This window comes from Pseudanabaena sp. PCC 6802 (assembly GCF_000332175.1).
Taxonomy (GTDB): domain Bacteria; phylum Cyanobacteriota; class Cyanobacteriia; order Pseudanabaenales; family Pseudanabaenaceae; genus PCC-6802.
This window is the reverse complement of sequence record NZ_KB235914.1, coordinates 2,189,338-2,208,169: the sequence shown is the minus strand read 5'-3', so window position 1 is coordinate 2,208,169 and position 18,832 is coordinate 2,189,338. Positions and strand designations below refer to the sequence as shown.

Annotated in this window: 16 protein-coding genes; 9 read left to right on the top strand and 7 right to left on the bottom strand. The window is 49.4% G+C overall.

Features of this window, described 5'->3' with window-relative positions:
* Window positions 1-87: 87 nt before the first annotated feature.
* Window positions 88-1,695 (bottom strand): 2-isopropylmalate synthase, encoded by a 1,608-nt coding sequence (locus tag PSE6802_RS0115645; RefSeq protein ID WP_019500991.1) that lies wholly within the window; start codon window positions 1,693-1,695, stop codon window positions 88-90.
* Window positions 1,696-2,089: 394 nt separating this feature from the next.
* Between PSE6802_RS0115645 and PSE6802_RS0115640 the strand changes: the two genes are divergently transcribed.
* Together PSE6802_RS0115640 and idi are read left to right on the top strand one after the other, a co-directional pair.
* The gene (locus PSE6802_RS0115640) at window positions 2,090-4,318 is read left to right on the top strand and encodes a hypothetical protein (RefSeq protein ID WP_019500990.1); all 2,229 of its coding nucleotides are present in this window, start codon (window positions 2,090-2,092) and stop codon (window positions 4,316-4,318) included.
* 17 nt (window positions 4,319-4,335) lie between these two features.
* Complete coding sequence (gene idi, locus PSE6802_RS0115635) at window positions 4,336-4,869, top strand: isopentenyl-diphosphate Delta-isomerase (RefSeq protein WP_036946313.1); 534 nt, start codon at window positions 4,336-4,338, stop codon at window positions 4,867-4,869.
* Window positions 4,870-4,949: 80 nt separating this feature from the next.
* Here the strand turns inward: idi and PSE6802_RS0115630 are convergent, their stop codons facing one another.
* From PSE6802_RS0115630 to PSE6802_RS0115610, 5 genes are all read right to left on the bottom strand, one after another.
* The gene (locus tag PSE6802_RS0115630) at window positions 4,950-5,318 is read right to left on the bottom strand and encodes a hypothetical protein (RefSeq protein ID WP_019500988.1); all 369 of its coding nucleotides are present in this window, start codon (window positions 5,316-5,318) and stop codon (window positions 4,950-4,952) included.
* A gap of 28 nt (window positions 5,319-5,346) precedes the next feature.
* Complete coding sequence (locus tag PSE6802_RS0115625) at window positions 5,347-5,673, bottom strand: papain fold toxin domain-containing protein (protein WP_225902733.1); 327 nt, start codon at window positions 5,671-5,673, stop codon at window positions 5,347-5,349.
* 195 nt (window positions 5,674-5,868) lie between these two features.
* Entirely contained in the window at window positions 5,869-7,719 is a 1,851-nt protein-coding gene (gene ftsH / locus PSE6802_RS0115620) for an ATP-dependent zinc metalloprotease FtsH (RefSeq protein ID WP_019500986.1), read from the bottom strand.
* A 240-nt stretch (window positions 7,720-7,959) separates the two neighbouring features.
* Window positions 7,960-9,054, bottom strand: a complete 1,095-nt coding sequence (gene cobD / locus PSE6802_RS0115615) for a threonine-phosphate decarboxylase CobD (protein WP_019500985.1) — start codon at window positions 9,052-9,054, stop codon at window positions 7,960-7,962.
* A 58-nt stretch (window positions 9,055-9,112) separates the two neighbouring features.
* Complete coding sequence (locus PSE6802_RS0115610; RefSeq protein WP_019500984.1) at window positions 9,113-9,484, bottom strand: winged helix-turn-helix transcriptional regulator; 372 nt, start codon at window positions 9,482-9,484, stop codon at window positions 9,113-9,115.
* Window positions 9,485-9,594: 110 nt separating this feature from the next.
* Between PSE6802_RS0115610 and PSE6802_RS0115605 the strand changes: the two genes are divergently transcribed.
* From PSE6802_RS0115605 to PSE6802_RS0115580, 5 genes are all read left to right on the top strand, one after another.
* A complete protein-coding gene (locus tag PSE6802_RS0115605) occupies window positions 9,595-9,831 on the top strand; it encodes a thioredoxin family protein (protein ID WP_019500983.1) in 237 nt (78 codons plus the stop codon).
* A gap of 265 nt (window positions 9,832-10,096) precedes the next feature.
* Window positions 10,097-11,242, top strand: a complete 1,146-nt coding sequence (gene carA / locus PSE6802_RS0115600; RefSeq protein WP_019500982.1) for a glutamine-hydrolyzing carbamoyl-phosphate synthase small subunit — start codon at window positions 10,097-10,099, stop codon at window positions 11,240-11,242.
* Between the two features lie 42 nt (window positions 11,243-11,284).
* Window positions 11,285-12,169, top strand: coding sequence for an SDR family oxidoreductase (locus PSE6802_RS0115595; RefSeq protein WP_019500981.1), 885 nt, complete (start codon window positions 11,285-11,287; stop codon window positions 12,167-12,169).
* A gap of 128 nt (window positions 12,170-12,297) precedes the next feature.
* Entirely contained in the window at window positions 12,298-12,759 is a 462-nt protein-coding gene (locus PSE6802_RS0115585; protein WP_019500979.1) for a protein-tyrosine phosphatase family protein, read from the top strand.
* Window positions 12,760-12,832: 73 nt separating this feature from the next.
* The gene (locus tag PSE6802_RS0115580) at window positions 12,833-14,524 is read left to right on the top strand and encodes a CTP synthase (protein ID WP_051050581.1); all 1,692 of its coding nucleotides are present in this window, start codon (window positions 12,833-12,835) and stop codon (window positions 14,522-14,524) included.
* On the opposite strand, the gene PSE6802_RS29195 is transcribed toward PSE6802_RS0115580, so the two are convergent.
* A complete protein-coding gene (locus PSE6802_RS29195) occupies window positions 14,525-15,592 on the bottom strand; it encodes a tetratricopeptide repeat protein (RefSeq protein WP_019500977.1) in 1,068 nt (355 codons plus the stop codon). It abuts the gene before it with no gap.
* 283 nt (window positions 15,593-15,875) lie between these two features.
* Here PSE6802_RS29195 and PSE6802_RS0115570 point away from each other — a divergent pair, with 283 nt between their 5' ends.
* Window positions 15,876-17,354 (top strand): HlyD family secretion protein, encoded by a 1,479-nt coding sequence (locus PSE6802_RS0115570; RefSeq protein WP_019500976.1) that lies wholly within the window; start codon window positions 15,876-15,878, stop codon window positions 17,352-17,354.
* 212 nt (window positions 17,355-17,566) lie between these two features.
* Window positions 17,567-18,799, top strand: coding sequence for an ABC transporter permease (locus PSE6802_RS0115565; RefSeq protein ID WP_225902732.1), 1,233 nt, complete (start codon window positions 17,567-17,569; stop codon window positions 18,797-18,799).
* Window positions 18,800-18,832 lie beyond the last annotated feature (33 nt).

Sequence of the window (18,832 nt, the reverse complement as noted above, 5' to 3'; positions counted from 1 at the left end):
ATATCCCAATCGCAGGCTGTGTTAGGTGCTAGCCGTAGTACATCGCGGATATCTTATTTTCCTGCCAGTCCCTTAAAAACAACCGCCTTATTTTGCCTTGGTAGTAGTGGTAGCGAGCGCATAGTACAGCTTATTCAGCGCGTTGATATAAGCCCGTGCCGAAGCCACGATGATATCGGTATTTGCCGCATGACCGGAGAAAATACCCATATCGTGCTTGAGCCGAATCGTCACTTCGCCCAAAGCATCGATCCCCGCCGTCACTGACTGCACCGAAAACTCAATCAGTTGATTGGGCACGTTCACGAGGCGGTTAATGGCTTTGTAAACCGCATCCACGGGGCCAGTGCCCACTGCCGCATCTGTCAGTTCCTCTCCATTGGGCGTGAGGATGGTAACCGTAGCAGTGGGAGTAGCGCGATCGCCGCAGCTTACCTGCACGTGCTCCAACTTGAAGGCATCGGGCACCTGACGGATTTCATCGCTGACGATCGCTTCTAGATCCCAATCGCTAATGTCTTTCTTTTTGTCGGCTAGATCCTTAAACCGCACAAACGCCTTATTTAATTCCTGCTCGCTCAAATCGAAGCCCAGCTCGCGCAGGCGGGTGCCAAAGGCATTGCGACCGGAAAGCTTGCCCAGAACAATCTGGTTGTCGGTTAAGCCAATCGACTGGGCATCCATAATCTCGTAGGTAAGCTTGTTCTTCAAGACCCCATCCTGGTGAATCCCCGATTCGTGGGCAAAGGCATTCGCACCCACGATCGCTTTATTCGGCTGTACGAGCATACCCGTAAGGCTAGACACCATGCGCGAGGTTTTGTAAATCTGCTTCGTGTCGATATTGCAAAGTGGGGCAGTGGAGTCCGTCGGTCTACCCAAGAATGGGTTGAAGTACTGGCGGCGGACGTGCATTGCCATCACCAACTCTTCAAGCGCAGCATTACCCGCCCGTTCGCCAATGCCATTGATCGTGCATTCCAACTGGCGCGCCCCATTTTTCACAGCTTCTAGGAAATTAGCCACCGCTAGACCCAGATCGTTGTGTCCGTGAACGGAAATAATCGCCCGATCGATATTCCGCACGTTGTCCTTAATGCCCTTGATCAAAGCTCCAAATTCCGCTGGCGTAGTGTAGCCCACCGTATCGGGAATATTTACCGTAGTGGCTCCCGCCGCGATCGCGGCTTCGAGTACCTGATACAAGAAATCCGGATCGCTGCGTCCGGCATCTTCGGGTGAAAACTCCACATCCGCCACCTTAGATTTGGCATGAGCGACCATCTCCGGCACAATTTGCAATACCTCAGCGCGGGTTTTCTTGAGCTTGTACTCTAAATGAATGTCGGAGGTCGCCAAGAAAGTGTGGATGCGAGCTTTAGCAGCGGGCTTGAGCGCTTCGGCTGCCGCGTCGATATCCTTGGCTGTAGCGCGGGCTAAACCGCAAATAATGGGGCCGGTTTCCGTGCCAACCGCTTTGGCAATTTGTTGAACGGCAGTAAAGTCGCCAGGGCTAGCGAAGGGAAACCCCGCTTCAATTACGTCAACACCCAGTCGTGCCAGTTGATGCGCGATGGTTAGTTTCTGATCCACGTTCAGGGTAGCGCCGGGCGACTGTTCGCCATCGCGCAGGGTGGTATCAAAAATAATCACGCGATCGGAGCTGACATGCGATTGTGATGGTGATGTAGACATAATCTGTTGGCTCAGTTAGTTTACGATTGAGGTTTACTAGAGTTTACAAGCGAACATTCGACCAGACATTAAGTAATTATAGCTACGCCAATTCGTTTGCGAACGGGGTGCAGGGGTTCTACACCCTGCGTGGGGCTGCGCCCCACACCCCCTTTTTCACAAATCATTTGCGATCGATATAGTTAACAATTCGTAATGAGACTTTTTGCAATTTAAGGTACTAATAACTACAGTTTAAGACCTGTTAGCAACAACCGACCTGCAACTACGACTTAACATTGTGGCTTACAATGTCAAGATTCCGGCAGGATTCAATTTAGCTTGAGGCCGACCGCAGTTTTTGAACTGTTTCGGCTTGGTGCTTTTGCTTTAATTAATGCTTCGATCTTAACGCATGGAAATACAGCTAAAAGACGATCGCAATAATAACGACTATAACGATTCCCACCCTGACGTTCAAGAGGATCTTGGGGCGGCGATCGACATGAGTAAATTAATCCTACCCTTATCTATGCTCGTGCTAGGCGGGTTAACCTATTTGGGCATTCAGCTCGTCACTAATCCCGCTGCCATGCCCTGGTTTTATCCGCGTGATGGGCGATCGCTACCACTTGCCAGTGTAAACCCACCCAAAACGATCGCTGAAATCAATGTCGAACTGGCCAGATCCGATCTGCGTCTAGGGGAAAAGCTGCCAATTAACATCAACGATAGTATTTACCCAGTTTTACTGACCAGGAGCAACGAGATTCAGGAAATTCGGGTTTATCAGCCTTTAACGAGTACGAATGGAGAGGAAAAATTTCAGCTAGTTAGAAAAATAGATATCACTCCCCCAGACGAGTACTTTGTCAGAGCGCCCGTGTTTAAGTACAAAACGGAGCAGCTCAAACCAGGTAAAGCGAATAACCAGATGCCCCTGACAAAATTAGAGCCGATTGAGGGGACTTCACCCAGTCGCGGTATCTGGTTTATGGCAACTGGCAAGGCGGATAACATTACTTACGGGCAGGTGTTTTACTATATCGCCCAACCTCAACCCAGCTTGAATTGGGCGATCGACTGGACTAGTCCAGCCTCTAAATCGCCGCAGTGGCAAGATTTTACCGATGTTAGTTTTACTCGCAATAGTCCTGACTCCAATTCCGAAAATGCTCCGCAGCAAGACCTGCCTGCACTGGTGCCCAATGAGCCAGAGTTAGTTGTAGAGCGATCGCAGGCTTTTGAACCCAGTCTTGCGGTGTATAGCGTGGAGGCATCTCGCAATCCTATCAATCCCCTGCAGTTGAGAGAAATAAATCTCAACGAAGGTTTAAAAATGCCCAAACCCTATAGCGATGCTCTATTATTCGCCAGTGGCGGGCTGTGGTCATCGGCACTGCAAAAGTTAGAAGCCTGGAAATCGGAACTTCAGTCTAAGGGTACCGCATGGTCTCCGTTTGTACAGGAGCAATATCAACTGATCGCTTGGCACGCCAAAGCCCTTAAGGAGCAGGCAGATAAAACTATTGCCGATCCTGGCGAACAGGCACTAGTTCTAGCATTAGATGGGCGTTGGAAAGCGGCTCTAGATGCTGCATCCAGTTCGGAAATTACCGCAAAAAGCACGGGTGAGATGCTCAAACTCTATGGCGTTCACATTTGGCATCGAGTCAATGTAGCGCTCAAGCTAGCACCACAGTCAGAGGTTTTTACTTGGGGTGCATTAATAGTGCTGGAACGCGATGGGCTTGCCGCTGCCCAGAACTGGTTGCAAGCTCAAACAGGAGATGTAAAAAATGCGATCGCCCTCCTGCAAAAGTTTGATGTTTCTCCCCTGGGCATTCAGCCAGATCGGATGCTGGGCACGATTACCTCGCTGGGCAAAACTCCTGGCAATGGCTGGCTGATTCCGCCACCACCATTACCTGCTGGGCAAGCCTGGTACGCAGTTAATGTTACCGTCATTCAAGATGCCGACACATGGCGCAACAGTCCATTTCCCAGTTTGGCAGGGCGATCGCCTCTCTTTCTATGGGAAGCCTTGGGTATGGAGCGCAACCCCAGCTTATCTGTATCCCTTCCTAACACAAGCGGGCAGAACGATCTGAACTATCTCACAGCCCACTCGCTTTCAGTCACTGGCAGTGGTGAATTAAGATTGCTAGCCAGCGGGCCAGAGGAACTAACAGGTTTGTTGAATAGCTCGCCCCTGACAGCAGTAGTCGCAGGTGGGAATAACGCGTTTGTCGGAGCAAATGGCGTAGAAACTTCCCTGAGTACTGTAGATGAGGAGATCGAAGATAGAATTGTCAGGGTAATCTACGGGGAGTTACAGGGGCTAGGTAGTGTTTCTCTGGAACAAGAAGAATTCAAACAACAACTTAGAAGTTGGTCTTTTCAATCAGTTGATATTACCGGCGACGGTCAAAACGATTTGCTCCTGGAACTATCGCGACAACAGATTGATGTTGGAGATCGCCACTATCCGATGGTAATTGCGTTTGATAGTAAGGGAGGATTAATTTTTAGCGATATTGCTGCTAATGCCCGTCGGCGCTGGATTGTATTGTTGCCTAGCCAAAAGCCGCATCAGATTTTGACTGAAATCGACGGTCAGCTTGAGGTAATTTCTTTAAAGTAGCAGAGTTAATGTTTGTGATGGAAGAACAAGTAATTTTGGTGGACGAACGCGATCGCCCCATTGGCATAGCAGAGAAGATGCAGGCGCATCGGGATGGTTTATTGCACCGCGCCTTCTCGATTTTTGTCACTAATACTAAGGGCGAACTTCTCCTGCAAAAGCGATCGCGCTCTAAGTATCATTCCGGCGGACTCTGGACGAATACCTGTTGCAGCCATCCCAGACCGGGGGAATCTACTGAGGCGGCAGCCCGGCGCAGACTTCAGGAGGAAATGGGATTTAGCTGCGACCTCCACGAAATCTTCAATTTTACCTACCAGGCAAACCTGGACAACGGATTGATCGAACACGAGTTCGATCGCGTATTTGTGGGAGAATTCAATGGCAAACCGATTTTAAATCCAGAAGAAGCGGAAGACTGGTGCTGGATCGAGATTAATGACCTGAGAGACGATATTCAAGCGCACCCCGATCGCTACACTTTCTGGCTGAAAGTCTGCTTTAAGAAGTTTGTTAGTTACATGGATACGGTAGTTAGACAAAATGTTTAACCTTTCCTGATGATACGACTATGGATGTACTGCCTGACACATGGGGAGTAGTAATATGCATCAGCATAGACTCTTAGTCCTTATGCAACTTTTTTGCTATCTTTTGCGGATGATTCGACCAGCATTGGGTCGATGTCGTGACATTTATCTCGCTGGAGAAACTCATCTAGTAATTGAAAGAAGTATTCAAATGCGGCTTGTTCGTTAATACAGGTTAGTAAAATGAGTTTGTCCCAAGCATTAACAGTACGGATTGACAGGCGTTTTTGTAACCATGGTTGAAAGTTTTTATGGAAGTCAGTTTCTGCTTCAGTATTGACAATATTCAACTCCGATCTCGCAAAACGATAGCCAAGGACGAACATTCTTAGGTTAGTAATGGAGGGATTGCCAATATACAGGGCGGGTTTGTTTTTAATTTTTTCAAGCAGATCGAATAATGCATTCATTGTGAATTAGCTCCACCAAGTTGACTTTTTAAAACTCTTCAATTACTACAACTTCAAACTCATTAGATAGAGAAATGAAATCACTACCCCAATCTTCTGGTGAAAGTCCTTGCTTAGAAAGATTATCAAAGATTTTCCCAAAGACTTCCACACCATAGTGAACGCCATTTTCAGTAATGGTCTCCAAGCAGCCTTGTTGCTCAAGGCGCTTACTGAGGATAAAGTCTTCCGTATCATACTGAGTCGAAAGTCGCCAAAGTTTGCCAGGGATTGCACGTTGTTTTAGCCGCTGTTTAAGCGCGTTAGCACATTCTTCACAATGAAGCAGTGGAAATCGGATGGCAAGGTTACCGATTTCTTCGTAAAGCTCTATAATAGCGGGATCGTCCAGACGATCTGTCAGAAAACTTGCCTCCTGAACAAAAGTTTGATGTCATTGTAGCGCTAGTGCAATCGGACTACGTATGAAATAGGACTTACGCTAAATGCGTAAGTCCTATCCTTAAATGATGGAGCTAGCTACCTAAGTACTTAGGTACTGCTGCAAAGATTAGAGAATGCCTGCCATTCTAACATCGCTGGTGTTGATAATTTCCTGTAGCTCTTCGGCATCGACGGTTTCGCGCTCGATCAGCAATTGGGCAATTGTGTCCAGGATGTGACGGTTCTGCGTCAAAATCAGCTTAGCGCAATTATAGGCAGATGATACTAGATCGCTCACTTCAGCATCGATGACAGCGGCGGTTTCTTCGGAGAAATCGCGCTCGGACATAATATCGCGACCGAGGAACATGTTACCGCTAGAACGACCGAGGGCAATGGGGCCGAGCTTATCGCTCATGCCAAAGCGCATGATCATTTGACGCGCGATCGCTGCCACTTGCTGTAAATCGCTGGACGCACCTGTGGTGACTTCCTCCTCACCAAATACGATTTCTTCAGCCAAACGGCCACCCAGCGCTACTGCCATTTGATTTTGCAGGTAAGCGCGACTTTGCATCCGATCCTCGGTAGGCAGAAACCAGGTCAAGCCGCCAGCGCGACCGCGTGGAATAATTGTCACTTTCTGGACGGCATCGTAGTCGGGTAACAGCGCCCCTACCAGAGCATGTCCGGCTTCATGATAAGCGACCAATTTCTTGCGGTTGTCGCTCATGACGCGATCCTTCTTCTCTGGGCCTGCCAAAACGCGATCCACAGCATCGTTAATCTCATCCATTGATATTTCGGTGAGATTGCGGCGAGCCGCCAGGATTGCGGCTTCATTCAGCAAATTGGAGAGATCCGCACCTGTAAATCCTGGCGTACGACGGGCTATTTTCTCGAGATCGACATCCTGACCGAGCGTCTTGCCACGAGCGTGCACGCCCAGAATTTCTAGACGGCCAGCAAAGTCAGGACGATCTACTACCACCTGGCGATCAAAGCGACCTGGGCGCAAGAGTGCGGCATCCAGTACGTCGGGACGGTTAGTTGCCGCGATGATGATGATACCAGTGTTGCCCTCGAAGCCATCCATTTCAGTCAGTAACTGGTTGAGGGTTTGCTCGCGCTCGTCGTTGCCGCCGCCCAGACCAGCGCCGCGCTGACGACCTACAGCATCAATTTCATCGATAAAGACTATGCAAGGAGCGTTAGATTTTGCCTGCTCGAATAAGTCGCGCACCCTAGACGCACCAACACCCACGAACATTTCCACAAACTCAGAGCCAGAGATGCTAAAGAAAGGTACGCCTGCTTCCCCAGCTACTGCACGGGCCAAGAGAGTTTTACCCGTACCAGGAGGACCTACCAAAAGTACGCCCTTAGGGATCTTGGCTCCTACGGCTGTGAAGCGATCTGAATTTTTGAGGAAGTCTACCACTTCAGTCAGTTCTAATTTGGCTTGCTCGATCCCTGCCACATCGCCAAATGTGACTTGGGTTTGCGGCTCCATTTGTACTCTGGCTTTGGACTTACCAAAGTTCATAGCCTGACTGCCAGGCCCGACCTGGGCGCGGCGGAGTAGGAAAAATAAACCAACCAGGATCAAAATCGGGAATATGAAGTTGCTGAGAGTTTGCCACACAGCCGTGTCGTTGCGCCTGTTTACAACGTCAAACTCGACTTTGTTTTCTCGAAGTATATTCACAAACTCTGGATCGTTAGGTAGATAAACTCGTACCTTTTTGCTGCCAGTTGTACCCCCAGCAATTATCGCTTCGGCTGTAGTGCGATCCGAACCAACAATTACTCTAGATACGGTGGGAGGTTTGCTCTTCACTGCCTCTAGCAATCGGCTGTAGCGCCATTCTTCCAGGGCTTTATTTTGGCCACTGTCGATTAAGGTGGCACCTAACGTAATCGCCACGATTCCGAGCAGTGCATATAGCCCAAAAGTTCTCCAATTCTTATTCTTCACTGCTTAACGCTCCATCGGGATATATAGCTATTAGCTTAGTAGCAGTCAGCGATCGGCATCTTAAAACCTCTATATTTCAAGATGTGTCTGGACATTGACTGCTATATCTAAATTTTAGATGTTTTGCAAATTATTAAATAATATTAACTTACCAGCCCCGATTGTGGTCATTCTGGCGCTATATCTAAAGAGTGAAAGCCAAATTTGCGAGTCTATCTCCTCAGGATTGGAGACCAGCAATTAAGTCGCATTCAGGGTGATGCCTTGCAGTAACTTTTCTTGCTCTTCTATGGTTCTGATGCTGAGACGAAAATAGCGATCGCCCAGTTCCGGAAAGCTCTGACAGTCGCGAATGAGGATGCGATGTTCGGACAGTAAACGATCGCGCAACGGCAACACGGGGCGCTCCGAGCGTACTAGTAAAAAATTTGCCGCTCCCGTCATGGGGCTTATACTAGGAATGCGTTCGAGCTGTTTGTAAAGATACGTTCTGGCAGTTGGCAGCCACTGCCATGTTTTGCTTTGAAATTCCCGATCCGCAAGAGCAGCGATCGCCGCTTCCATTGCCAAACAATTTACGCTCCAGGGGTCGCGCCAGGTTTGCCAAGCGCGCAGGCGATCTGGATGGGCGAGCGCATAACCAATACGCAAGCCGGGCAAAGCATAAAATTTGGTGAGCGATCGCAAAATGACGAGATTGGGGTGTTGTTCGACTAAATCGATCGCGCTCTGTGACTCCGATGGTGGCAGAAAGTCCATAAATGCCTCGTCTATGACTACGAGGTCATAGTGCTCCAACAGGGGAATAAACTGATGTCGTTGATACAGCCTACCTGTGGGATTATGGGGATTATTCAGAAGAATGCCAATGGATTGGCGATTGGATTGGCGATTGGAACCTCCCCGATCTTCCATCTCATTTCCTATTTCTAAGGGGATCTTCTCAAAGTTAGCACTCGCTGCCCTCAAAGCTCTAAGATAGTCGGCAAAGGCGGGGACGGGAAGCCTCACCAGATCCAGTACCGCGAGATCTCGACATGCCCAGGTGAGAAGTTCTGCTGCCCCATTACCTGGCATAATCCAATCGGGTGAAATCTGGTGATAATTAGCGATCGCCTGGCGAAGGCGGGTGTAATTTGGATCGGGGTAGTGATGGATTTGTGCGAGTATATGGGGAGATTGCAGCACCTGCCTCACGCTAGCGGGCATGCCGAGGGGATTGATACTAGCCGAAAAATCTAGAATCTCCGAGGGCATGCATCCCGCGATCGCGGCTGCCCATTCTACGTTCCCACCATGAGATGGCTGATATGACGACAAGTGTTTTTGCTCCATAAATGTTCCCAATTCGTCTTAGGGCAGAGTGCTGGAACGCAGACACCAGGCCACCATATCAAACCAGATCCCGTAGAGTTATATCATCGCCACTCACTTCATCTTTGAGTTCTTCATTAAGTTCAGAAAGTTTGTCTACAATAGCAACAAACTTTTCACCAATGGGGGTTAAGTAATATTCAACCCGAGGTGGGATCTCCGGATAGGCATGGCGTTGGAGAATCTTGTAGCGCGTTAGTTTGCGCAAGCGCTCGTTTAGAACCTTGGTCGTTAATCCTTCCACACTACGTTCCATGACACCAGGTCGACAGATTCCTTGCCTTACCAGTTGCAGAATTGTCAGCGACCATTTACAGCCAAAGATATCCTCAGCCATTTCGATCGCAGATGAATGCTTAACAAAAGTACTCAAATTTTCTGGCTCGACCATCTGCTTAATCCGTACTGAAAAGTACCTACCTTACCAAATCGTAACTCCTTTCGCAGCTTTAGTGACTTTGATAGGGTGATGTTGCCATCCAAGTGCAGGAGAACGAATCAATGAAATCAAAAGCAACCTTCTACCATGCTGGCTGTCCAGTTTGCCTCAGCGCCGAGCAGAATGTGGCTCGTGCCCTCGATCCCGGTCGCTACGAACTAGAGATCGTCCACCTGGGCGATCGCAAGGACAAAATTGCAGAAGCAAAAGCACGAGGGGTTCAATCCGTACCAGCACTGGTACTGGATAACCAGCCTTTTCACATCAACTTTGGCGCGGCTCTTTCCGATCTGGAATAAGCCACATCGTTAGTAAGGGTTTAGCATTTGTTCGATAGTCTGCGCATCAAACGCAAGCATTCGTCACAACAGATCCCAATCCCCGGTAAGGGTTTAGCATTTGTTCGATAGTCTGCGCATCAAACGCAAGCATTCGCCACAAATGCTAAACCCCTGCGTTCCGCCCCCGAGTCCCCAACCCCCAACATCCATCACCCATCGCCCATCACCCAACCCCAACAACCCGTATAATGTTCGAGATTGCTCAGAAGGGACACAAAACATTATGGCGAAGCAACCGGCAATTCTTGTATTGGCTGATGGTACTACATACAAAGGTTATGGCTTTGGCGCGTCTGGAACGGCGATCGGTGAAGTTGTGTTTAATACCGGCATGACAGGCTATCAGGAAGTGTTGACCGATCCGAGCTATTGTCAGCAAATCGTTACATTTACTTGTCCGGAATTGGGCAATACGGGCGTTACCCCTGAAGATGAGGAATCTGACCATCCACAGGTCAAAGGGGCGATCGCGCGCAACGTTACCTTTACCCCTAGCAACTGGCGATCGCGGCAATCCTTACCCGACTATTTAAAAGCACATAATATTGTCAGTATTGCGGGGGTTGATACGCGGGCGCTAACGCGCAAGATCCGCTCTCAGGGTGCGATGAATGGCGGCATTTCCACAGAAATACTCGACCCCCAGGAATTATTAGATCGGGTTTTAGCTGCTCCTTCAATGCAGGGGTTAAATCTGGCTAAGGAAGTGACGACATCGACAATTTATGAGTGGCAGGAACCAACGCCACCAGCATGGGAGTTTATAGAAGCTCCCCCTGAAACTAGCAAACCTCTGACTGTGGTAGCGATCGACTTTGGGATTAAACGCAATATTTTGCGCCGCTTGGTTAGCTATGGTTGTCGCGTCATAGTTGTACCGGCCGATACAACCATTGAGAAAATCCTGTCATACAACCCCGATGGCATATTCCTCTCTAATGGCCCTGGCGATCCTGCTGCGGTAACGGAAGGAATTGAAACCGCAAAAGCCTTACTAAATGCTGATAAACCCTTATTTGGCATTTGTTTAGGCCATCAGATTCTGGGGCTATCTATGGGTGGGGATACGTTTAAGCTCAAGTTCGGACATCGCGGTCTCAATCAACCCGCCAAAAATCAGCTCCCTACTTCCGATCGGCAAGTGGAAATCACCAGTCAAAATCATGGGTTCGCGATCGATGGTACATCTCTAGACAATTCCTCCGCTCAGGTGACGCACCTCAATCTCAACGATCGCACCGTAGCTGGTCTAGAACATAAATCCTTACCGATTTTCTCAGTCCAATACCATCCCGAAGCCAGCCCTGGCCCGCACGATGCTGATTATCTATTCCAGCGCTTTGTAAATTCCATGCGCGCAGCGAAATAGATGTTAAACAAGAATTTATAGATTTGATAGGAGTAGATAATAATGAATGTTTTTTTAACAAGTGCGACAGGTTATATTGGTGGTGCAGTGGCAGAGGCGCTGCAAGCAGCAGGACATCAGGTAATTGGCTTAGCCCGTTCCGATGAATCTCAAGCAAAACTAGAGGCAAAGGGCATGCGCGCCCATCGCGGTAGCATTACCGATCCCAATAGTTTTATGCAAGTTGCCAGCGAGGCAGATGCCATAATTCACACGGCTTCAACTAACGGCCCCGATACACCGCAAAGCGATCGCATGACCGTTGAGGCCGTTCTAGCTGCCTTTGCCGGTACCAATAAGACTTTTATCTACACCAGCGGCACCTGGATCTATGGCAATACGGGCGATGCGATCGCGACGGAAGCAAGCCCCCTCGCTCCGACACCCATAGTGGCATTTCGTCCCGCGATCGAGCAGCACATCCTGGCAGCAGCGCAACAGGGGATACGGACGATTATATTGCGCAATGCGCTCGTTTATGGTCGTGGTGGCGGCGTGGTTTCGAGCTTTGTCAAATCAGCCAAAGAGAAAGGCGGGGTGCAATTTATTGGCACGGGAGAAAATCGCTGGCAAATGGTCAACGTCAACGATCTGGCCGATCTGTACGTACTGGCACTGGAGAAAGCCCCTGCCGGAACGGTGTTAAACGCCGCTAGCGGTGAAGCCGTAAAGGTACGCGATGCTGCTGCCGCTGCTATGCGCGGTGCGGGCGTGGCGGGCGAACCGCAATCGTGGCCGTTAGAAGCAGCACGCCAGGTCATGGGGCCGCTTGCAGATGCTTTGGTGCTCGATCAGCAGATTTCAGGAGCCAGGGCAAAGGAGCTATTGGGATGGAATCCCCAATTGCCATCGGTATTGGAGGACTTGGAACGTGGTTCGTATGTCTAATCGCATCCAAAACAGCTAGAGGCTTGACTGCGACCTGAGACGAAGATCGTCACTCTCCTGCGATCGCGATCGCAGCTAGTTAGATAGATGTCGCCCATGATGATATCTATACCTAGCGGAGAGTGACTATGGAGATTTTTCAAATCGATCGAGATGGCAAGCTATTTATCTCACCTGACATTGATGATTGGATGCCAATATTTGAACGCAACATCACAGCTATTTTCGACCTGGATGGAGGTATCGATCTTGGTATCCCTACTGTACCGAATCAAATGCTTTATATTTATTTCCAGTTTGATGACAGGCAAGAATTGCCAGACTTACAAAAATTGCATCAAACCGCAAAATTCGGCGCTAATCTGATTGAAAACGGCTATAAGGTTCTCTCGCATTGCGCGATGGGATACAATCGCTCGGCGCTACTAGCTGGTGTTATTCTCACGTATTTAGGCATGACCGGAGCAGAGGCAGTTACCTTGTTACGCCAAAAGCGGCAAGGCGCTCTCTTCAATCCAGTTTTTGCCTCATACCTGCAAACATTACCTAGTGCCAAGCAGATGCCAAAGGCTTTAGCTTTAGCTTGCTGATACACTTGATGGCTGAGTAGTAATACAGACTATAATCACTACTTGTTGCTAGTGGTTGTGGATGCTCAGAGCTATGACTAAGTTTATATTTGTGACTGGCGGAGTCGTTTCTAGCATTGGGAAAGGCATTGTCGCTGCTAGCTTGGGCAGGCTGCTCAAATCGCGCAATTATTCGGTGGCGATTTTAAAGCTCGATCCTTATATCAACGTCGATCCGGGCACAATGAGCCCATTTCAGCACGGTGAGGTATTTGTAACTGAGGATGGTGCCGAAACAGACTTAGATCTAGGTCATTACGAACGGTTTACCGACACCTCTACCTCCAAACTCAGCAATGTCACGACTGGGGCTATTTATCAAGCTGTAATTAATAAAGAACGACGCGGAGATTACGAGGGCGGTACCGTCCAGGTGATTCCTCACATTACCAACGAGATTAAAGAACGAATTCGCCGAGTTGCCAGCAACACTAGCCCCGATATCGTGATTACGGAAATCGGCGGCACGGTTGGGGATATTGAGTCGTTGCCGTTTATTGAAGCAATTCGCCAGTTTCGCAAAGATGCGGGGCGCGACAACGTCATGTACCTGCACGTCACGCTCGTACCCTGGATTCCCTCAGCAGGAGAAATGAAAACCAAGCCCACCCAACACTCGGTCAAGGAGTTGCAAGCAGTGGGGATTCAGCCGGATATGCTGGTGTGTCGCAGCGATCGCCCCCTACCACAAGGCATTAAGGAAAAGATCGCAGAATTCTGTAACGTCTCGCCGGAATGCGTCATCACAGGTCAGGATGTCAAGACAATTTACGAAGTGCCCTTGACTTTGGAGCGCGAAGGCTTAGCAGAGCAAGCCCTCAAACTTTTACATCTCGAACAGCGACAGCCGGATCTGCGCAGTTGGCAAACCTTAGTAGAGCGCCTGTATCGTGCCGAACATTCCGTTGAAGTGGCGATCGTTGGTAAGTACGTCCGCCTCACTGATGCTTATCTCTCAGTAATCGAGGCATTACGTCACGGTGCGGCTGCCCTCAACAGTGCCATCAACGTGCGCTGGATTAATTCGGAAGATATCGAGACATTTGGCGCGGAGCGATTTTTAAAAGATGCCAGCGCGATCGTGGTTCCTGGCGGCTTTGGCATTCGGGGTGTGGATGGCAAAGTGGCAGCAGTGAAGTACGCCCGCGAACATCAGATTCCTTTTTTGGGTTTGTGTTTGGGGATGCAGTGCGCTGTGATCGAGTGGGGGCGTAACATAGCTCACCTTGAAGCTGCCAACAGTGCTGAGTTCGATCCCGAAACTCCCAATCCCGTAATTAACTTGTTACCAGAACAACACGATGTTGTGAATCTGGGCGGTACCATGCGTTTGGGACTTTACGCCTGTAGGGTTATGCCTGACACGCTAGCTAGTCGGCTATACGGCGATTCGGTAATTTACGAACGCCATCGCCACCGCTATGAGTTCAACAATGCCTATCGCAATCAATTCCTAGATTCCGGTTATGCGATCGGCGGCACTTCTCCTGATGGTAGATTAGTGGAGATGATCGAGTTGCCCAGCCATCCCTATTTCATCGCTACCCAATTTCACCCCGAGTTCCAATCTCGTCCCAGCCATCCCCATCCTCTGTTTCAAGGGCTGATTCAAGCAGCGCTCAAATTTAGCAAGCAAGATGTTCCTTCGCCCATCCAGATACAGGAGAACATCGGAGAGAACGGTTCTAGCTCCAAACAAGATGACAAGCAGCTATTAGTCAGCTAGTTATCTCAACCACCTTTGGGCAACACTGCGAGCTTTAATCGCGTCGGCAAAATCCGATCGCTCGGCGATCGCTCGATCGAATGAAGCTACTGCCTCTTGATAGCGTTTAAGCGCAAACAGGGCAACACCGCGCCCATACCAGGAGTCAGCTATGGTGAGATTGACAAATTCTGAGAAGTAGTCATTCAATTGGATGGCTTTATCGAAGGCAGAGATCGCCTCCTGGTAGCGCTTTAGATTATTGAGCGTAATCCCTTTATTGTGCCAAGGCATAGAAACAATGTTGGCAGTAGCGATCCTGAGCGCGCGATCGTAGGCTTGCAGAGCTTCTTCATAGCGCTTGAGTTCGTCTAAGACATAACCGCGATAGTACCAACCATCGAAGCTTTCGGGATTTAATTGAATAGATTTATCAAAGTCAGCTAGTGCCTCCTGCGGGCGCTTTAATCGCAAGTGTATGTTGCCGCGACCGCTCCAGGCCGGAGCTAAATCGGGTTGCAGTTGGATGGCTTTATTCGCTGCGACTAATGCCTCTTGATAGCGCTGCAAGCCATACAGTGCCGTACCTCTACCAATCCAAGCATAGGGAAAGTCAGATTTTAATTTCAACACTTCATCGCTAAATGCCAGCAGTTCTTGATAGTGCTTAAGAGAGTACAACGTGCCGATCAGCCCATCCCAAGAATCCACAAATTCCGGCTTCAGCTGAATCGACTTCGCATAGGCGACCAGAGCCTCCTGGGGGCGTTTGAGACGAGCCAGCGCTCGCCCCTGGCCGTACCAGGCTTCTGCCAATTCGGGATCGAGTTGGGTTGCCTGTTTAAAAGCCGCTAGCGCTTCTTGAAAGCGATTGCGCTCGAATAATAGCGCCCCTTGTATAGTTAGAGCTTGGGATTGGGTTTGAGCTAATAGAATTGGCTGCGATCGCTCTAGTTGTCTATCCTGGCTCATCTTTGCTTGAACGAAGCCACCAGAATAGACCAAAATTGCAGCAGTGGAGATCGCGGCTGACAGGGCCAGGCAATAAAACTGAGAGGATTTCTTTATAGAGTTTGTAGTTTGACGCATTACATTTGATTTATGGAACCTGCTTATGGAAATAGATTAATCTCTATCTTTTTACTAGATACCTTAATTTGTCAGAAATTCTTTAAAACTACTATAGCTAAGGAATCGGGCAATTGCTTGAACCAAACCAAACTTAAGCTAGTCTAAAATCGTTGCTAGTTAAGGCTTAAATTTAAGCTTGAGGAAAGGAGCCTTTCACAATAGGCTGGTGATGCCAATTACTTACCTCAGGGTGACAGAGTTCTAAACTGACTGAAGCACAAGGCAAACTAGAGTCGCGATCATGAAAGAAGTAAACTCGCCACAAGATCGAGAAGTCGAGTCGGATTCACTGACACTAGGCGATCGCGCTGAGGCTAACGGCGATCGTCCCGATAAATGGCAAGATCGTAATTTCAGCCAAAGTACTACTCAACTCCCCGAACCGGAATGGGAACTAGATCGACCTAAGCGCCGCCGATTTAAACCAATCCGATGGCTGATTGTGTTGGTGGTGTTGGGGGCGATCGCGGCTGGTGGCTATTTAATTTACCAAAACTATACTGCCAGTCAAAATCGCGAAAGTAGGCGCAGGGCACGCACTGTCAAAGTCGAAAGGGTATCGTTGCCGATTACTGTATCCGCTAACGGCACCATACAGCCGGAAATGCTGATTAATGTCAGCCCTAAAACCGCAGGTCGGCTCAAACAACTGCTGGTCAAACAAGGCGATCGCGTCGAAGCAGGTCAGGTCCTGGCTTACATGGACGACTCCAACTTCAGGGGCCAACTGATCCAGGCGCAAGGACAAGTAGCATCGGCGGAGGCAAACCTGCAAAAACTACTGGCGGGCAATCGCCAGCAAGAAATTGCCCAGGCTCAGGCGAATCTGAATAGCGATCGCGCCAATTTGCAGAAGGAAGAATTTACGTTCAACCAGAACCAGAAGCTCTTTAACGACGGCGCAATTTCCGAAAGGGAACTGGCAAACTCTCGTTCTGCCTATAATGCAGCTAAAGCCAAGGTAGCGCAAACAGAACAAGCCCTATCCCTGCAACAGGCTGGCTCGCGCCCAGAGGATATTGCCCAGGCCAGAGCGCAGGTAATCTCAGCTCAAGGCTCTATGCAAGTAATCCAGGCGCAAATCGAAGATACGGTTATCCGCGCTCCCTTTAGCGGCATTGTGACCCGCAAGTACGCCGATCCAGGTGCCTTCGTTACACCAACTACTTCCGGCAGCACTGTCTCGTCGGCCACAGCGTCATCTATCCTTTCACTTGCCAGTACAAATCGCGTCATCGCTAATGTGGCGGAAGTAAATATTGCACTCGTAAAACTAGGACAGGAAGTGAAGATTCAAGCTGATGCCTATCCAGGAGAGAGCTTTAAAGGCAAAGTCATCGAAATCTCGCCCCAGTCTACCGTGCAGCAGAACGTAACTAGCTTTGAAGTGAAAGTAGCAATTCTCTCGGACTCCAAGCAGCAGTTGCGCGCCGGGATGAATGTCAATGTAGACTTTAAGGTAGGTAGACTGGAAAATGCACTGGTAGTACCTACGGTGGCGATCGCGCGGCAAGCAGGCGGTACGGGCGTATTTGTACGCAAAGAAGGAGAACCGCCCGTATTCACAACAATTACAACTGGCGTGACCGTAAATGATAAAACTGAGGTTAAGTCGGGCTTAAATGGCGATGAAAAAATCTTTATTTCCTTCCCTGAAGGAACCCGACCGCAAAGCACCATCCCTGGCGGCATCCCTGGCCTGCAACCGCGCGTTAGATAGTGTTTCAATTGTAGGGACAGCACCTCGGTGCCTGCCCTCAACCGATTGAGATTATGAGGGGGGAGACCTCCAAAGGCATTTTATTTTCGAGAGACTTTCCTATGTCTACCCAAGTCACTAAACCTGACAAGATCGCCAAGCCGAAACCAATTACACCTTCCCGGAGACGGCGATCGCGCGCTACTGTCATCCCAATCTCCGAAGTAATTTCGATGGCTTTGGAATCTCTATGGAGCAATCGCTTGCGCACCAGCCTGACCATGCTGGGTGTGATTATCGGCATTGCCTCTGTCATTGCCATTACTTCGGTGGGGCAGGGCGTGCAGAAAGCCACCGAACAGCAGATCCAATCTCTCGGCACGAACTTGCTTAATATCCAGTCCGGTGCATCCCGCACGGGAGGGATTAGTCTAGGTGGAGGATCGGCTTCTACACTTACCCTGGATGATGCCAAGGCGATCGCGACCCAAGCCCCTGCCGTACAGCAGGTTGCACCTTATCTGACTCGACAGCGGCAAGCTGCATACGGCAATACGAATACATTAACTTTATTAAATGGCGTGGATTTGAATTTTCCGGTTGTGAGAAATCTCACGCCACAACAGGGAAGATATTTCACTCAAGAGGAAGTGGATACGGCCAAGTCGGTTGTAGTGTTGGGTTCTAAGGTATGCAAGGATTTGTTTGAAAGCCCTAAGTCTGCCGATCCCAATTGCAGTGCTAATCCTATTGGGCAGGGCGTTCGCTTGCAGGGTAATCTTTATCAAGTAATTGGCGTGATGGAGTCCAAGGGCACTACGGGAGGTTTCGATCAAGACGATCAGGTATATATTCCCTTGCTAAATATGTCATCGCGCATTGTCGGCACCAACGCACTCCAGGGTATCTCAATCAGCGGTTTTTGGGTTAAGGTCGCCAGCGAAGATGAGATGGAGGCCGCCCAGTTTCAGGTGACTAATCTGCTGCGCCTGCGTCACAACATCTATCCACCCCAATTAGACGATTTTCGCATCACCAATCAAGCGGATATCATCAGCACGTTTGGCAACGTAGTGGGACTGATGACGCTCATGGTCGGCGCGATCGCGGCGATCTCTCTTGTAGTCGGAGGCATCGGCATTGCCAATATCATGCTGGTATCGGTTGTGGAGCGCACTCGCGAGATTGGCATTCGTAAAGCCGTAGGCGCGACTAAAAGTGCAATTCTCAGTCAATTTCTCACGGAAGCAATTATTGTGTCAATTGTGGGAGGAGGCATCGGCATTGCGCTTGGTATAGCGATCGCCTTTGGTGCTGCCAATGCCTTCAAGTTTCCCTTTATTATCTCCGCGTTATCTGTTATTGCGGGGTTTGGTTTATCGGCGATCGTGGGACTGGTGGCTGGCGTAATTCCAGCCCGCAATGCCGCTAAACTCGATCCGATTGCAGCCCTAAGAAGCGATTAACAATTAAGCGGAATTCCCCATCCGTCTACACGG

Coding starts and splice junctions, on each gene's coding strand:
- PSE6802_RS0115645 (WP_019500991.1), bottom strand. CDS start 1,695: ATGTCTACATCACCATCACAATCGCATGTCAGCTCCGATCGCGTGATT.
- PSE6802_RS0115640 (WP_019500990.1), top strand. CDS start 2,090: ATGGAAATACAGCTAAAAGACGATCGCAATAATAACGACTATAACGAT.
- idi (WP_036946313.1), top strand. CDS start 4,336: ATGGAAGAACAAGTAATTTTGGTGGACGAACGCGATCGCCCCATTGGC.
- PSE6802_RS0115630 (WP_019500988.1), bottom strand. CDS start 5,318: ATGAATGCATTATTCGATCTGCTTGAAAAAATTAAAAACAAACCCGCC.
- cobD (WP_019500985.1), bottom strand. CDS start 9,054: ATGGAGCAAAAACACTTGTCGTCATATCAGCCATCTCATGGTGGGAAC.
- PSE6802_RS0115610 (WP_019500984.1), bottom strand. CDS start 9,484: ATGGTCGAGCCAGAAAATTTGAGTACTTTTGTTAAGCATTCATCTGCG.
- PSE6802_RS0115605 (WP_019500983.1), top strand. CDS start 9,595: ATGAAATCAAAAGCAACCTTCTACCATGCTGGCTGTCCAGTTTGCCTC.
- carA (WP_019500982.1), top strand. CDS start 10,097: ATGGCGAAGCAACCGGCAATTCTTGTATTGGCTGATGGTACTACATAC.
- PSE6802_RS0115595 (WP_019500981.1), top strand. CDS start 11,285: ATGAATGTTTTTTTAACAAGTGCGACAGGTTATATTGGTGGTGCAGTG.
- PSE6802_RS0115585 (WP_019500979.1), top strand. CDS start 12,298: ATGGAGATTTTTCAAATCGATCGAGATGGCAAGCTATTTATCTCACCT.
- PSE6802_RS0115580 (WP_051050581.1), top strand. CDS start 12,833: ATGACTAAGTTTATATTTGTGACTGGCGGAGTCGTTTCTAGCATTGGG.
- PSE6802_RS29195 (WP_019500977.1), bottom strand. CDS start 15,592: ATGCGTCAAACTACAAACTCTATAAAGAAATCCTCTCAGTTTTATTGC.
- PSE6802_RS0115570 (WP_019500976.1), top strand. CDS start 15,876: ATGAAAGAAGTAAACTCGCCACAAGATCGAGAAGTCGAGTCGGATTCA.
- PSE6802_RS0115565 (WP_225902732.1), top strand. CDS start 17,567: ATGGCTTTGGAATCTCTATGGAGCAATCGCTTGCGCACCAGCCTGACC.